Genomic DNA, 14,844 nt, shown 5'->3' with positions numbered 1-14,844 from the left:
CTGCGGATCATGGGCGCATGGCGGTACGGCAGGCGGGCGGGCAGGCGGAACTGGCGCATTTCCTGCGCGCGATGCGGGCACGGCTGACCCCGCAGGACGTCGGACTGCCGCCCGGAGCCCGGCGCAGGACCCCCGGTCTGCGCCGCCAGGAAGTGGCCCAGCTCGCCTCGGTCAGCATCGACTGGTACATCCGGCTGGAGCAGGGCCGGGTCGGCACACCCGGCGCGGCGGTGCTGGACGCGCTGGCCGGGGCGCTGCGGCTGTCGCCCGCCGAGGTGCGGCACCTGCATCTGATCGGCCGCGGCGAGGTGCCGCTGCCGGTGTACGACCGGCCGCTGGTCGGCAGCTCGCTGCGCGCCCTGCTCGCCGGGATGCCGCTGCTGCCCGCGTACGTCCTGGACTTCCGGCTGGACGTGCTGGCCCACAACGCGGCAGCCGCCGCGCTGTTCGGCGCGGACTTCGGCACGCCGGGCGCGGACAACCTGGCCCGCGCCCTCTTCCTGCCGACACCGGTACGGGCGATGCAGCTCGACTGGGCGCGGGTCGCCCGGGAGACGGTCGGCAATCTGCGGGCGAACCGCGCCCGGCACCGCGACGACCTCCCCTTGCGTGAACTGATCGCCGAACTGCGCTCGGCCAGCGCGGACTTCGCGACCTGGTGGGACGACCACACGGTCAAGGAGCGGGACCACGGCACAAAGCGCGTGCTGCACCCGGCGGTTGGCGAACTGACTGTCAACTACGACGCGTTGGCCGCGCCCGGCGGCTTCGACCAGTGCCTGATCGCGGTCACACCGGCCGACCCGGCAGCCGAACGCGCCCTGCGTACGCTCGTGTCCGGACACGTCGCCGCCCGCGCGACCACGGGCGTCCGCCCGATCGTGGCCTGACACGTACCCCTGACACATACCTACCGCCCGACGCCTCCCGGGCTCCTCCGGCAGCCGGTTACGCGGTGGCCCCGCCGTCCAGGACGAGGTCCGTGCCCACCGTCGACGCAGCTTCGGGCGAGGCCAGGTGGAGGACGGCGGCCGCGACCTCCGCGGTGGTGGAGGCGCGGCCGAGCGGCAGGTCGGCGCGCATACGGGCCGCCTTCGCCGCCGGGGTCTCGCCGGGGCGCGAGGACATCGGCGTGTCCACAGGGCCCGGGCTGACCGCGTTGATGCGTACGCCGTCCGCGATGTGGTCCAGCGCCGCGCTGCGGGTCAGCGCGCTCACCGCCGCCTTGCTCGCCGCGTACGCCCCGAGGCCGGGCGCCCGCCGGTGCGCGCCGATGTTGGAGGCGATGTTGACGATGGCGCCGCCGCCGTGCCGCCGCATGTGGGCGATCTCGTGCTTCATCGACAGCCACAGCCCGGTGAGGTTGGTGTCGACGGTGCGCCGCCAGGCGTCCTCGGCCATGTCGCCTACGGGGCCGGGCGCCACGAGTATGCCGACGCCGTTGACGGCGACGTCGAGCGAACCGAGGCGGGCGACGGTCCGCGCGACCATGGCTTCCGCGTCGGGGCCGCGGGTGACGTCGGCGGTGACCGCCACCGCGGTGCCGCCGCCGGCCTCGACGAGGGCGACGGTCGCGTCGAGCGCGGCCCGCGTGCGGCCGGCCACCGCGACCCGCGCCCCCTCGCGGGCGAAGGCGAGCGCGACGGCCCGCCCGATCCCGCTGCCGCCGCCGGCGACGAGTACGGCCTGACCGCTGAACCTCTCGGACATGGGTGTCTCCTGGTGAGAATGAATGTTCTGGAAAGAGGTCGTACGGGTGCCGCGCGAACGACCGCGGCCCCGCTCAGCCGATGAGGGCGAGCACCTGCCGCGCCGCGTCCCGTGCCCGCTCCTGGTCGCCGCCGGCCTTGCCGACCACCCGCATGCCCTGGAGCAGCACCAGCAGCATCCGGGCCAGCGTCCGCGGCTCGCGGCCGGCGGCGAGTTCGCCCTGCGCCCGGGCGCGCAGCAGCGCCGAGGTCAGCGCGGTCTCCAGGACGTCCCAGCTGGCCTCGACGCGCCGGGCCGCGGCCGGGTCGTGCGGGGCGAGTTCGACCGCGGTGTTGGTCACGAAGCAGCCCCGCCGCAGGTCGTCGGCCGCCGACTCCTCGGCGAAGCGGGTCACCAGCGCCCTGACCGCGGGCAGCGCGGGTCCCGGCCGGGACAGTTCCTCCAGCAGGACCGGGTCGCACCGCTCGCCGTAGCGGCGCAGGGCGCGCAGATACAGCTCGTGCTTGCTGCCGAAGGCGGCGTAGATCCCGGCCCTGGCCACGCCGAGCCGTTCGACCAGCGCGGACATCGAGGTGGCCTCGTAACCCCGCTCCCAGAACAGCTCAAGTGCCGCCTGGAGTGCGGTGTCGGGGTCGAATTCCTTGGTCCTGGCCATGGTCGCGACCCTACGGTCAATGAGAACGATCGGTCAAGAAAGGCTGAATCGTCAATGGCGGGTTGACGACTGAGTGAGCGTCAACTTACGGTTGACGCATGACATCGCACCCGGTACGACTCGACGACCTCATCGACTACGTCAAGCAGCAGCACCCCGGCAGCGACCCCCTCGCCGACCTCGAACACGCGGTGACCGTCGCCGCCCACCTGGACGAGATCGCCGATCACCTGATCGGGCACTTCGTCGACCAGGCCCGGCGGGCCGGCGCGTCCTGGACCGACATCGGCCGGCACATGGGCGTCAGCAAGCAGGCGGCGCAGAAGCGGTTCGTGCCCAAGCTCCCGGAAGACCTCGGGCTCAACGTCGAGGCCAACTTCGGCCGCTTCACCCCGCGCGCACGCAAGGCCGTCGCCGACGCGCAGGAGGAGGCCCGTACGGCACGGCACGGCGCCATCGAGCCGGAGCACCTGGTCCTCGGCCTGCTCAGCCAGCAGGACACGTTCGCGGCTCGCGCCCTCATCGACCTGGGCACCACCCCGCAGGTGGTACGCGCCGCCGTCGCCACGGCCGGCGAGGAGGAGGAGCCGCTCACCGGCAATCTGCCGATCAGCCCGGACGCGAAGAAGATCCTGCAACTGGTGCTGCGGGAGGCGCTGCGCCTCGGCCACAACTACATCGGCACCGAGCACATCCTGCTGGGCGTGCTCAGCGACGACCAGGACCGCGCGGCGCAGGCCCTCACGGCCCTCGGCGTCACCCACGCGGCAGTCGAGGAATGGCTCACCGCCGCCCTGGCCAACCTGACCACCTGAACGGCCTTTGGCTATACCGCTGTGTTTGTGGGTCGGTGTTCCTGCTCGCCGGTTTCGCGGGTGGCCTCGTTCCTCGGCCGCCCACTCCACCGGCTCGGGCGTCACACCGCTGTGTTTGTGGGTCGGTGTTCCTGCTCGCCGGTTTCGCGGGTGGCCTCGTTCCTCGGCCGCCCACTCCACCGGCTCGGGCGTCACACCGACTTACGCAGCGCCAGCAAGCGGTACACCGGGTCCGCGCGGGGGACGTCCGGGTTGGGGAGCGCGGACAGCCGGTCGGCCAGTGCCGAGGTCTGGGTCTCGTCCAGGGCCAGCGCGGACGCGAAATAGCCGCGGGTCACGTCACCGGACGTACGGTACGGGGACCTGCCCTGCCCGTGGCCGGTGAAGCGGGCCTCGCCCACCCGGCTCAGGCCGTGCTCGCAGGCCGTGGCCAGCACCCGCGGCGCCGCGTCGTACGCCCTGCGCACCCGGTAGGGGGCGAGCAACTGGTCGACGTCGCTGTTCACATCGTGCCCCGCGTCCTTGTCGACGGTGGTCACGAAGACCCCGCCGGGCCGCAGCACCCGGGCGCACTCGGCGACCACCGTGAGCGCGTCCGGCAGCAGATGCAGCAGCCACACCGCGCTCACCGCGTCGAGCGACTCATCGGCGAACGGCAGCCGGTGGCAGTTTCCGCGCACCACCGCGCCGCCGACCCGCCCGGCCGCCGTACGCGCCATCTCGGGCGCCGCGTCCACGCCGAAGACCCGCAGGCCCGGCCGGGCCAGCCGTTCGGTCACCAGGCCGGTACCGCACCCGACGTCGAGCAGGGTGCGGGCCCGGTCGGGTACGAGCGCGAGCACGGCCCGGGCCGCCGACAGCGCCCGCGGTATGCCGCCCCGCGTCGCGTCGTAGCGCGCCGCCTCCACGTCATAGTCCAGCATGCAGCCGATGCTAGATGCCGCTGATGAACAGCAGCCTCTCCGGGGCTTGCGCCGCTGTTACGTATGGGATCAGCCGACCGCGTCCGGGTCGGGGCCGAGCCGGGTGCCGTCGTCCAGGGCGGCCAGCTCCGCGAGGTCCTCCTCGGGCAGCTCGAAGCCGAAGACGTCGATGTTCTCCCGGATCCTGGACGGCGTCACCGACTTGGGGATGACGACATTGCCCAGTTGCAGGTGCCACCTCAGCACCACCTGCGCCGCGGTCCGCCCGTGCCGTGCCGCGATCTTCCCGATCACCGGGTTGTCCAGCAGGCCTTTGCCCTGGCCCAGCGGCGACCAGGCCTCGGTGGCGATGCCCAATTCCGCGTGCAGGGACCGCAGTCCGGCCTGGGCGAGCTGCGGGTGCAGCTCGATCTGGTTCACCGCAGGCACCACTCCGGCCCCGGCCGTCAGCCGGCGCAGGTGCGCGGGCTGGAAGTTGGACACCCCGATCGCCCGCGCCCGGCCGTCGGCCGCGATCCGCTCAAGGGCGCGCCAGGTGTCCGTATACGCATCGCGCCGCGGCTGCGGCCAGTGGATCAGGTACAGGTCCACGTACTCCAGGCGCAGCTTGGCCAGCGAGCGGTCGAAGGCCCGCAGCGCCGAGTCGTGACCCTGGTCGGAATTCCACAGTTTGGTGGTGACGAACAGCTCCTCGCGCGGCAGCCCCGAGGCGGCCAGCGCCCGGCCCGTGCCCTTCTCGTTGGCGTACACCGCGGCAGTGTCGATGCTGCGGTAGCCGGCGTCGAGGGCGCTGGCGACGGCCGCGGTCGCCTCGCCGTCCGGCACCTGCCAGACGCCGAAGCCGAGCTGCGGCATCAGCACGCCGTTGTTGAGGGTGATGGCGGGGACCTGGCTCACGGGCGGTCGATCCTTACGTCGGGGTGGGGCGGGCTGCATCGGGGCACGGCGGGGGCGCCGGACCCGGCGTACAACCGGGCGGCCGATCGGCGCATTCCCGCGCCCCGCGGTGATCCGAGCCGATAGCCTCACGCGCGGGGACCCGGCTCGGCCCGGGCAGGGCGAGGGGAGCGGGACCGATGGCGGGCCAGAGCGGGCCGACGGCGACAGCGGGGGCACCGGCGGCGGACAGCCGCGGCGCACCGCGCCGGGGGCGCAGGGACCTTGAGGCGCAGCCCTTCCCGGACGTGCCGGCCGCCGCGGCCGCCGACCCGGCCGCGCAGCGCGAGACGCTGGCCCGGCTGCGCGCCTGGGCCGAGCAGGACGCCGAGGCCGCCATCGACTGGTATCTGCGCGACAAGCGGACCAAGCGCGCCGCCTCCCGGCTGCTCCAGGGCCTGGCCATCGCCTTCGCGGTGGCCGGCACGGCCGTGCCGCTCGGCACGGCCGCCTACGGCGGCTCGGGGCAGGGCTGGGGCTATGTGCTGCTCGCGGTCGCCGCGGGCTGCAAGGGCTTCGACCACTTCTTCGGGGTGTCCGCCAGCTGGATGCGGGACATCGGTGTCGCCCACGCCCTGCGTACCGAGCTGAACGCCGTACGGCTGGAGTGGGCCACCGATGTGCTGCGGGCCGGACCCGGCCTGGACACACCGGGCCGGTTGCTCGAACCGGTTGAGGTCGAACGGCAGTTGGCGCTCATCAACCGGCTGGCGGGTGCGGTCCGCAGCCACGTCGACGGTGAAACCGCCGAGTGGCAGGCCGCGTTCAGCTCCAGCACCAGCGAACTGCACGGCCAGGGCGCGCTGCCCGGCTCGGACCGCTGAACAGGCCGGGCGGGGACGGACATCAGGACGGGGGTGGGACGTCGATGCGCAGGACACTGACCGTGGTGACCCCCGACGGGACCGGGCACGACATCGAGCTGACCGCGCCGGAGTCCACGACGATGCGGCAGCTCGCCGAGCAGTTCTTCCTCGCATGGGGCGCATCAGGACCGCGCAACGGGTCGACCGGGACCGGACTCGCCGGACACCCCTCGCGCGACGATCTGCCCAGCCCCGCCCCGATGCTCTACATCGCCGACAGCCCGCTGCCGGGCGGGATGGCGCTCGGGGAGTCGCCGCTGCGCGACGGCGTACGCGTCGGCTCCGGCACCTCCTTGCCCGACGAGCCCGTCACCCGGGACGCCACGCTGTGGGTCGTCGCGGGGGAGGGTGCCGGTGAGGTGGCGCGCTTTCCCGACCGAGCGGTGAACGACCCGCGGTTCGGCGAAGGCGTTCTGGCGCGCTCGCAGGTGGAGGACTTGCTCCCGGTCAGCAGCGCTACGGGCATATGGCTGCGTCCGGACGCTCCCCCCGAAGACGCAGGCGATTTCTGGCACATCGGCGGCCCGTCGCCAACGGACGCCAGATGCCTGCGGTGGCGGTCGCGGGAGCCCGCCGAGCCCGACCAGCTGCCGCCCGGTGACGGCGGCACGCTGCTCTTCACCCGGCCGCCACGCCGCCGGCCGCGGCCCGCTCTGACCGTCCCCGACCTCCCGGCCACGGACCGCTGGTGGCACACTCCGGCGACCCGCGACCAGCGTGCGCGCAAGGTGCGCGAATCGTGGCGGGCACTGCGGGTGACCCAGCTCGCCGCCGGTATGCCGCTGGCCTGGTCGGGGCCGCCCCTGGCCGGCGCGCTGCGCGCGGCGGACCTGGTGGCGTACGACATCGCCGCGCTCCTGGACTTCTCCTTCCCCGATGCCGCGGCCGTCCGGGATTTCGCGGTGCTGCGCAGCCATCGGCTGTGGGAGCGCCGCCGGACGGACCCGGACTTCCTCGCCCTGCGCTGCGGCCTGCGCACCGCCGTCCCGACCGACGGCGGCGTGATGGACCTGTGGAACTACGCCTTCCCCGCGGTGGTCAGCCTGCCGCAGCGCGGGGTGATCGGTGTGGTGGGCGCCGGGGACCGGCCCCGGCGGCTCGCGGGCTGGCTCGCGCTGCAGACCGCCGTCCACCACAGCCCGGAGGACGTCGTCGTACGGGTGCTCACCGACACCGCGGGCGCCGCCGACTGGCGGTGGCTGCGGTGGCTGCCGCGCTCCTCCTCCGCGCTGGACGACGCCGACGCGCCCCGGGTGCACGCCGACCCCACGTCCGTGGCCCAGCAGATCGGCGCGCTGCTCCTGCTGCTGTCCGACCGGCAGAGCGCGGCGGATGCCGCGCGGGCGGCGGCGGAGCAGGCCGCGCTCCTGGACGACCTGCCGCGCCAGGGCGCGCCGCAGCCGCTGTTCGGGACGCCGGCGGCGGCCGGCCCCAAGGCCGCGGAGTCCGGCGGGTATCACGGCCCCGCCGTCGTGCTGATCCTGGACGGCATCCGGCGGCTGCGCGCGGTGCCCGGCGTCGCCCGCCTGCTCCAGGAGGGTCCCGCGGCCGGGATCTACGCCGTCTGCCTGGGCACGGAGGCACGCCAACTCCCGTACGGCTACGGCTGTCTGGTCGACATATCGGTCGACGGCGGCGGCCCGCGGATCGACTTCGGCAGGCCGTATCCGTTCGTGCCCGACCTGCCGCGCACACCGTGGTTCGAGACGCCGGCCAGGGCGCTGGCACCGCTGCGGAACGCCGACGCGGTCCAGCGCGCGCTGGATCTCGCGGACCGGCCGCTGCCGGAACTGCTCGGCCTGGAGTCGCCGGCGGACCCGGGGCCGATCGCCGCCCGCTGGTCAGCGGTGCCCCGGTCGACCACCGCGGTCGTGGGGCAGGCGGACGGGTCGCCGTTCGAGCTGGACCTGCGCAGGCACGGCCCGCACGCGTTGGTCGCGGGGGCCGGCGACTCGGGGCGCACCGCGTTCCTGCGCGGCTGGATCACCTCGCTCGCGATCGCCAACCGGCCGGACGAGATGATCTTCGTCCTGGTCGACTACAAGGGCGGCACCGCCTTCGGCTCGGTCGCCGCGCTGCCCCATGTCACCAGCCTGATCGCCGACCTCGACGGCCGCCAGGCCGAGCGGATGCTCGACCGCCTGCAGGCCGAGCTGCGCTCCCGGGAGGCCCACCTCGGCGCCCACGGGGCACGGGACATCGACGACTACCACGATCTGCGGGACCGCCGGCGCGAACTGCCGCCACTGCCCCGACTGGTGCTTGTGATCGCCGAGTTCGCCGGACTGGCCCGTGAACTGCCGATCGTGGTCGCAGGGTTGCTGAACCTCGCCCAGAGCGGACGCTCGCTGGGCGTGCACCTGGTGCTCGCCACGCAGCGCCCCGGCGGATCGCTCACCTCCGACATCCAGTCGATCACCAACCTGCGGATCGCCCTGCGGGTCGCCGGCGCCGACGAGAGCGCCTCGGTCATCGACGCGCCCGACGCGGCGGCGATCTCCCGGTCGAGCCCCGGCCGGGCCTTCTTACGCACCGGCGCGGAGGAACTGCGGGAATTCCAGGCCGCGTTGCCGGTCGTAGTGGGTTCCGGCCACCGGCCGGACCCTGTGATCGCGATCAGGGACCTCGACCCGGCCGGCCTGCTGCCGCCCGCCGTCACGACCGGCCCGTCCCCCTCCGGCGGGGCCGCCCCGGCGACCGACCTCGACCTGCTGGTGTCGGCGGTGCGCACCGCCGCGAGGCGCCTCGGGGTGAGGCCGCTTCCCGGGCCGCTGCCGGAGCCGCTGCCGAGAGTGGTCACCCTCTCGGAGCTGCCCGCGCCGGAAGGGGACCCGCGGGACCCGGCACCGGTGGCGTACGGGGTGCAGGAACTCGCCGACGAGGTCGGCAGGCAGCCGGCGCTCTTCGACCTCGCCGCGGACGGTCCGCTGGCCGCGGCGGGCGCGCCGCGCAGCGGCAGATCACAGTTCCTGCGCACGCTCGCCGCGGCCCTCGCCGTACGGCACAGCACCGCCGACGTCCACCTCTTCTGCATCGACTGCGGCAACGGCGCGCTCCAGGTGCTCAGCCGGCTGCCGCACTGCGGCGCCGTGGTCAACCGGGGCAGGCCCGACCACATGGCGCGGCTGACCAGCCGGCTCACCGCCGCCCTCTACCGCCGCCAACAGCTCTTCGCCGAGAGCGGGTTCAGCGACATCGCCGCCCAGCGCCAGGCCGTGCCCGAAGGGCGCAGGCTGCCGTACCTGGTGCTGCTGCTCGACCGCTGGGAGACCTTCGCGGAGTTCGCCGACCGGGACTACGGGCGGATGCGCGACGACCTGGCACTGCTGATGAGCGAGGGCGCGCGGGCGGGCATCCAGGTCGTACTGGCCGGGGAAGCCGACGCCTTCTTCACCGAACTGCGCGCCCCGGTGGCGGACCTGCTCGTCCTCGACCAGCGGGACAGACAGGCCTACGAGGCGCTGGGCGTCGAAACCCCCCGCGGCCACCTCGAACCCGGCCGCGCCCTGCGGGCGTTCAGCCCCGTCGAGCTGCAGATCGCGCTGCTCGACGGCGAACCCACAGGACGCGGCCAGAGCGACGCGCTGGACCGGCTGGCCGCGCGATTACGGGAGCGCGACGAGCATGTGCCGCAGCCCCGGCGGCCGTTCACCATCGACGACGCCCCGCGGGCCGCCGAGAAATTCCATGTGGGGTCCGGCAGGGGCCGCCCGGTCGGCCGGGAGGACGTCCTCGCATGGCTGCGCGACCGGCACGCCACCGGCGCCTCGGTCGCACTGCTCGGACCGCGCAGGGCGGGCAAGACCTGGGTGCTCGAAGAGCTGTCGCGGCGGCTGGCCGCGGAAGGCAGCCGCCGGGAGATCCACCGGCTGCTCGTACCGCCGCTGAAGGACGCGGTGGACAGCCCCGACGCGCTGGCCGCGCTGCTCGACCGCGGGATGCGGCAGGCCGGCAGCCCGGCCGAGGCACTGCTCGACAAGGCCGCAGGGACCGCGGGCGGTTCCCGGCTGGTCTTCCTGCTGGACGAGGTGGGGCGGCTGGCCGGCTACAGCCCGGCCGCGGTGTCCTGGCTGCGCGACCTCGGCCAGGCCGGTGCCTGGCTGCTCTACACCGGCAGCGAGAAGGACTGGCGGACCGTGGTGCGCCGGGCGCTGACCGTGCCGGGTTCCAGCTTCGGCAACGACGTCAACGCCCGGCTGCTCGGCCCGCTCGACCGGGAAGCCGCACTGGACTTCCTGTCCGGCACCGCGGCCAACCTCGGCGTGGCCCTCGCCCGCGACACCGCCGCCGCCGACATCGTGCGAACCGTCGGCAGCTGGCCCTTCTACCTCCAGGTGGCCGGCGACGCCGTGGTGAGTGCCGTCCAGGGCAACGACCTGCGCGCGCTGTCGGATTCCGGGGCACTGCGCGAACTGCTCGACCGGCGGCTGCTCACCGAGTGGTCGTCGTACTTCCAGTCCCGCTGGGCCGAGATCGGCCCGGCGGGACGGGCCGCGCTGCTCACCGCACCCGGCACCGTGCCCCGCGACGCCACTCCCGCACAGCGCGAGGACCTGCGCGAGGTGGGCCTGCTGCGGCCGGGCGAGGAGTGGCTCGACGACCCACCGCTGCTGGACTGGATCGCCAGGAACGAAATCCAACTGCGTGACGGGGAGCTACCTGCATGAGCGTCTTCCGGCCGAGCCAGTCCTACCGCGCCGACCTCGACATCAGGCTCGGCGGCGGGCGGACGCCCAGCTGGATCCGGCCGCCCGCCGAGGGCGCCGCGCCCAACAGCGCGGCCTGGCTGGTGGTCATGCCGCGCCGGGCCGGCAAGACCTGGCTGGCGCAGGGCATCGCCGATCTGCGGCCGGACGGCGGCACCGTACGGGTCGACCTGCGGTCCTCAGCGTCGGTGCGCAAGACCAGGCTCGGCTGCCTGACCGGCGTCAAGTCCGCGCCGCCGGTGGGGGAAGGGCAGCTGGTCATCGTCGACGAACCCGCACTCGCCCGGCCCGGCGGCCCCGGCCTCGCGCCCGAGGTGCTCGCCGAGGGCCTGCACCGGATCGGCGACACCGGCGCCACCGCCCTGGTCCTCGCCACCCCGGCGGAGAGCGCCCTGCTGGTCCCGCACCTGGGCCCCGACGCGAACAAGGACGTCCTGCGCCCGCCGGTGCTCGACGCCGGGGAGTCCGCGCGGATGGCGGCCAGGGCGCCGCAGTGGGCGCCCGCACTGGTGGACTGGCTGCGCGACGCGGAAGCCGGCTGGCTGCACACCCCCTTCCTGCTCGAACTCGTCCTGCACAGCGCCGAGGAGCGCCCCGCGCTTCGCACCGACCCCGAGGCGCTGCTGCGCGCCGCCGCCGAAGTGGCCGAGGACCGGCACGAATACATCCAGCAGTGGTTCCACAACGGGCTCGGCGAGCAGCACCGCGCCGCCCTGCGCGCCGCCCGCTGGCGTGCCGCCGGCCTGCCCGTCCCGGCCGATCCCGCCGTCCGCGCGACCGACGGCCCGGCGTCCGCGTACCGGTCCGCCGCCGGGGTGACGGCGTACGGGGCCGCGTCCGGCGGCGGGGCCGCCGCGTCCGCCGACGGGTCCGACCGGGGGCGCAACGGCGCCTCCCTCGCCGACGACCCGGTGCTCGCCCGGCACCTGCCCGAGGTGCTGCGCGTCCACCACATATCCGACCTGCACCACGGCGGGCGGCTGTCCGCCACGGTCGACGCCAAGGACCGTACGCAGGCAGGCCACAAGCTCGCCGCCCTCGCCGGCGCGGGCACCGCGCTCGACAGCTACCTGGACCACGTACGCCAACTCGCCGCGCAGGGCCGCGCCCCGCACCTGGTCGTCGTCACCGGCGACATCGTCGACCGGCCCTCCGACGCGCACGGCGCCCTGGCCCGCGCCTGGCTGGACGAACTGGCAGGACTGCTCGCCGCGCACCGCGACCTGCGCCCCGACGACCCGCGAATCCTGCTGGTCGGCGGCAACCACGATGTGTCCTGGGACCTGGCGCTCGACCCGTCGCCGCAGGCCAGGCACCACTGGTTCGCGGCGACCTTCGCCGGCCTGCCGCACCCCGACCTCCAGCTCGCCGACCTGCGGGCGCGCCGCCTCTACGTCGGCTACCCCGGGTTCGGACTGCGCTTCGCGCTGCTCGGCAGCGCGGAATCCGGCGGCGAGGCGGCCCGCGACGAGGACCGCGAGCGGCTGCGCGGCATCCAGGAGCGGTACGCGGCGGCGGCCGGCGGTGCGGGCGGCGACGGTGCGGGCGGCGGCGGTGCGGGCGGCGGCGGTGCGGGCGGCGGCGGTGCGGCCGGCGCGCCCGCCGACGTCGATATCGCGGCCGTCGTGCGGGACTTCGAACGCCACGACCCCGCCGTCATCGCCCGCGGCGTCCTCGACCGGCTGTCCGCCGAGCGCGGCTACGTCACCGTCGCCGCGCTGCACCACCCGCTCACGCCGGTTCCGACCGTGGAGGTCGCGCCTTATTCCGGGGTCGTCAACGCCGGGCAGGCCAGGCGCGCGCTCGCCGCGGCCAGGACCTCGCTCGTCCTGCACGGCCACACGCACGAGGCCTTCGCCGCCGCGGAGCGGCTGCTCGGGGCGGGGCCGCCGTGGACCGTGCGGATCGCGGGCGCGCCCGCGCTGGCCAGCCGGGACACCGATGAGCGCAACGGCTACAACGAGCTGTTCGTGGCCCGGGAGGGCGGCGGCACCCACACCCTCGCGGTCCGCACGGTCCGCCTCGACGGCGGCCAGTGGACCCCGGGCGACGTCTACGCCTTCCGCCCGGGCGCCCCCACCGAACGTACCCTCACCGACCTGTGCGCGGACGCCTGACAGCGAGCCCCTGCCCCGCCGGCGAGAGGGTCTCACGCGGGTGAAAGCCTCTCGCGGAGGTGAGCCTCGCGCCCGCGTGACACCCCCTCACGGACGTGACACCCCCTCACGGACGTGACGCCCTCTCACGCCCGGTACAGCGCCTCGATCTCCGACGCGTAGGTCGACTCGATCGCCCGGCGCTTGAGCTTCAGGGACGGTGTCAGCATGCCGCGCTCCTCGCTGAACTGCGCGGCCAGTATGCGGAAGGTGCGGATCGACTCGGCCTGCGAGACCAGGGTGTTCGCGGCGACGACGGCCCGGCGGATCTCGGCCTCCAGGTCCGGGTCGTGCAGCAGTTCCGCCGACTTGAGCCGCGGCTTGCCGCGCATGCTCAGCCAGTGCGTGACCGCCTCCGGGTCCAGCGTGACCAGCGCCGCCACGAACGGCCGGTTGTTGCCGACCACCACGCACTGCGCGACCAGCGGATGCGCCCGCACCCGGTCCTCCAGCGCGATCGGCGACACGCTCTTGCCGCCGCTGGTCACCAGGATCTCCTTCTTCCGCCCGGTGATGGTCAGATAGCCGTCCTCGTCGAGCGAGCCGATGTCGCCGGTGGCCAGCCAGCCGTCCCGCAGCACCTCGTCGGTGGCCTTGACGTTGTTGAGGTAGCCGGAGAAGACCTGCCCGCCGCGCAGCCAGATCTCGCCGTCCTCGCCGATCAGCACGGTGGTGCCGGGCACCGGAAGGCCGACGGTGCCGAAACGGGTCTGCTCGGGCGGGTTCGCCGTCGCCGCGGCGGTGGTCTCCGTGAGGCCGTAGCCCTCGTAGATCGTCACGCCCGCGCCGGAGAAGAACAGCCCGAGGCGGCGCTCCATCGCCGAGCCGCCGGAGATCGCGTGCCGCACCCGGCCGCCGAGCGCGTCGCGCACCTTGCTGTAGACCAGTTTCTCGTAGAGCTGGTGCTGCATCCGCAGCGCGGTGCCGGGGCCGGCCCCGGCACCGAAGGCCTTGGCCTCCACGGCTTCCGCGTGCCGGACCGCGATGTCCACCGCCTTGTCGAACGGCCCCAGCTTCCCGCCGCTCTCCGCCCGGCGGCGGGCGGCCTGGAAGACCTTCTCGAAGACATAGGGCACCGCCAGCACGAAGGTCGGCCGGAAGCCGGCCAGCGACGGGATCAGATCGCTCGCGGCCATGCTGGGCTGGTGCCCGAGCCTGATCCGGTGCCGGACGCAGGCCACCTCGACCATCCGGCCGAAGACGTGCGCGAGCGGCAGGAAGAGCAGCGTGGACGGCTCCTCGCCCGGCTTGCTGGCGAAGACCGGCTCCCAGCGGGCCACGACGTTGTCGGTCTCGGCCATGAAGTTGGCGTGGGTGATGACGCAGCCCTTGGGGCGGCCGGTGGTGCCCGAGGTGTAGATGACGGTGGCGACCGCGTCCGGCGTCACGGCCAGCCGGTGCCGCTCCACCACGTCGTCGCCGATGTGCCGCCCGGCCTGCGACAGCTCCTCGACGCAGCCCGCGTCCAGCTGCCACAGCCGGTTCAGCCGCGGCAGTTCGTCGACGGCGGCGCCGATCGTCATCGCGTGGTCCTCGTGCTCCACGACCGCCGCGACCGCGCCCGAGTCGTGCAGCATCCAGCGGACCTGCTCGGAGGACGAGGTCGGGTAGACCGGGACCGACTGGGCGCCGATCGCCCACAGGGCGAAGTCGAACAGCGTCCACTCGTAGCGGGTGCGGGACATGATCGCGACCCGGTCGCCGAAGCGGACGCCCTGGGCGAGCATGCCCTTGGCGACCGCGAGCACCTGGTCGCGGAAGGCGGCGGCGCTGACGTCGTGCCATGTGCCCCGGTCGTCGGCGCGGGCCAGTACGACCTGGTCCGGGGTCTGCTGAGCGTTGCCGAACACGGCATCCGCCAAACCGCCTGCCTGGGGTGAGGTGGCCAGTGGGGGGACGGTGAACTGACGCAACGGGTGCTCTCCTCGGACCGCTCAGTGCGGGGCCGTAAGTTACCCGATCCGCCGGGTCGGCGGGAGGGGCGGAAAGTTATCGGTGATTCGGACGTCTGTGCTGGTCGGGCCGGGTTTTCCGGCTGTGACAAGGAGGTCGGCTCATTCCCGGGCCCGGCGGCGGT

At 74.3% G+C, this 14,844-nt stretch carries 10 protein-coding genes; 5 read left to right on the top strand and 5 right to left on the bottom strand.

The genetic code is table 11. The features are described from left to right. Positions 1-17 precede the first annotated feature (17 nt). On the top strand, positions 18-890 hold the full coding sequence (locus tag OHA86_RS07185) for a helix-turn-helix transcriptional regulator (RefSeq protein WP_329173448.1): 873 nt from the start codon (positions 18-20) through the stop codon (positions 888-890). 58 nt (positions 891-948) lie between these two features. Here the strand turns inward: OHA86_RS07185 and OHA86_RS07180 are convergent, their stop codons facing one another. Together OHA86_RS07180 and OHA86_RS07175 are read right to left on the bottom strand one after the other, a co-directional pair. After that, positions 949-1,710 carry an SDR family NAD(P)-dependent oxidoreductase gene (locus tag OHA86_RS07180; RefSeq protein ID WP_329173447.1) on the bottom strand — a complete coding sequence of 254 codons (762 nt, stop codon included), beginning with the start codon at positions 1,708-1,710 and terminating at the stop codon, positions 949-951. Between the two features lie 73 nt (positions 1,711-1,783). Continuing rightward, positions 1,784-2,365 carry a TetR/AcrR family transcriptional regulator gene (locus tag OHA86_RS07175; RefSeq protein WP_329173445.1) on the bottom strand — a complete coding sequence of 194 codons (582 nt, stop codon included), beginning with the start codon at positions 2,363-2,365 and terminating at the stop codon, positions 1,784-1,786. A 98-nt stretch (positions 2,366-2,463) separates the two neighbouring features. Between OHA86_RS07175 and OHA86_RS07170 the strand changes: the two genes are divergently transcribed. Further along, positions 2,464-3,180, top strand: coding sequence for a Clp protease N-terminal domain-containing protein (locus OHA86_RS07170; RefSeq protein ID WP_329173443.1), 717 nt, complete (start codon positions 2,464-2,466; stop codon positions 3,178-3,180). A 191-nt stretch (positions 3,181-3,371) separates the two neighbouring features. On the opposite strand, the gene OHA86_RS07165 is transcribed toward OHA86_RS07170, so the two are convergent. Together OHA86_RS07165 and OHA86_RS07160 are read right to left on the bottom strand one after the other, a co-directional pair. After that, positions 3,372-4,103 carry a class I SAM-dependent methyltransferase gene (locus tag OHA86_RS07165; protein ID WP_329173441.1) on the bottom strand — a complete coding sequence of 244 codons (732 nt, stop codon included), beginning with the start codon at positions 4,101-4,103 and terminating at the stop codon, positions 3,372-3,374. Positions 4,104-4,172: 69 nt separating this feature from the next. Then, entirely contained in the window at positions 4,173-5,000 is an 828-nt protein-coding gene (locus tag OHA86_RS07160; protein WP_329173440.1) for an aldo/keto reductase, read from the bottom strand. 179 nt (positions 5,001-5,179) lie between these two features. On the opposite strand from OHA86_RS07160, the gene OHA86_RS07155 reads away from it, so the two are divergent. Genes OHA86_RS07155 through OHA86_RS07145 form a run of 3 tightly spaced genes read left to right on the top strand, consistent with a single transcriptional unit; the run spans position 5,180 to position 12,728 of the window. Further along, complete coding sequence (locus OHA86_RS07155; protein WP_329173439.1) at positions 5,180-5,863, top strand: SLATT domain-containing protein; 684 nt, start codon at positions 5,180-5,182, stop codon at positions 5,861-5,863. A 44-nt stretch (positions 5,864-5,907) separates the two neighbouring features. Continuing rightward, complete coding sequence (locus tag OHA86_RS07150) at positions 5,908-10,572, top strand: FtsK/SpoIIIE domain-containing protein (protein ID WP_329173438.1); 4,665 nt, start codon at positions 5,908-5,910, stop codon at positions 10,570-10,572. Continuing rightward, positions 10,569-12,728 (top strand): metallophosphoesterase, encoded by a 2,160-nt coding sequence (locus OHA86_RS07145; protein ID WP_329173437.1) that lies wholly within the window; start codon positions 10,569-10,571, stop codon positions 12,726-12,728. Before OHA86_RS07150 ends, OHA86_RS07145 begins: the two co-directional genes overlap by 4 nt. A gap of 125 nt (positions 12,729-12,853) precedes the next feature. Here OHA86_RS07145 and OHA86_RS07140 read toward each other — a convergent pair whose 3' ends face one another. Further along, the gene (locus tag OHA86_RS07140; protein ID WP_329173435.1) at positions 12,854-14,680 is read right to left on the bottom strand and encodes an AMP-dependent synthetase/ligase; all 1,827 of its coding nucleotides are present in this window, start codon (positions 14,678-14,680) and stop codon (positions 12,854-12,856) included. Between the last annotated feature and the right edge of the window lie 164 nt (positions 14,681-14,844).

Source organism: Streptomyces sp. NBC_01477 (assembly GCF_036227245.1).
Taxonomy (GTDB): domain Bacteria; phylum Actinomycetota; class Actinomycetes; order Streptomycetales; family Streptomycetaceae; genus Actinacidiphila.
This window is presented reverse-complemented; position numbering and strand designations above follow the sequence as displayed.

Excerpts from the sequence above, each read along its gene's own strand:
- OHA86_RS07185 (WP_329173448.1), top strand. The coding sequence starts at position 18 with ATGGCGGTACGGCAGGCGGGCGGGCAGGCGGAACTGGCGCATTTCCTG.
- OHA86_RS07180 (WP_329173447.1), bottom strand. The coding sequence starts at position 1,710 with ATGTCCGAGAGGTTCAGCGGTCAGGCCGTACTCGTCGCCGGCGGCGGC.
- OHA86_RS07175 (WP_329173445.1), bottom strand. The coding sequence starts at position 2,365 with ATGGCCAGGACCAAGGAATTCGACCCCGACACCGCACTCCAGGCGGCA.
- OHA86_RS07170 (WP_329173443.1), top strand. The coding sequence starts at position 2,464 with ATGACATCGCACCCGGTACGACTCGACGACCTCATCGACTACGTCAAG.
- OHA86_RS07165 (WP_329173441.1), bottom strand. The coding sequence starts at position 4,103 with ATGCTGGACTATGACGTGGAGGCGGCGCGCTACGACGCGACGCGGGGC.
- OHA86_RS07155 (WP_329173439.1), top strand. The coding sequence starts at position 5,180 with ATGGCGGGCCAGAGCGGGCCGACGGCGACAGCGGGGGCACCGGCGGCG.
- OHA86_RS07150 (WP_329173438.1), top strand. The coding sequence starts at position 5,908 with ATGCGCAGGACACTGACCGTGGTGACCCCCGACGGGACCGGGCACGAC.
- OHA86_RS07145 (WP_329173437.1), top strand. The coding sequence starts at position 10,569 with ATGAGCGTCTTCCGGCCGAGCCAGTCCTACCGCGCCGACCTCGACATC.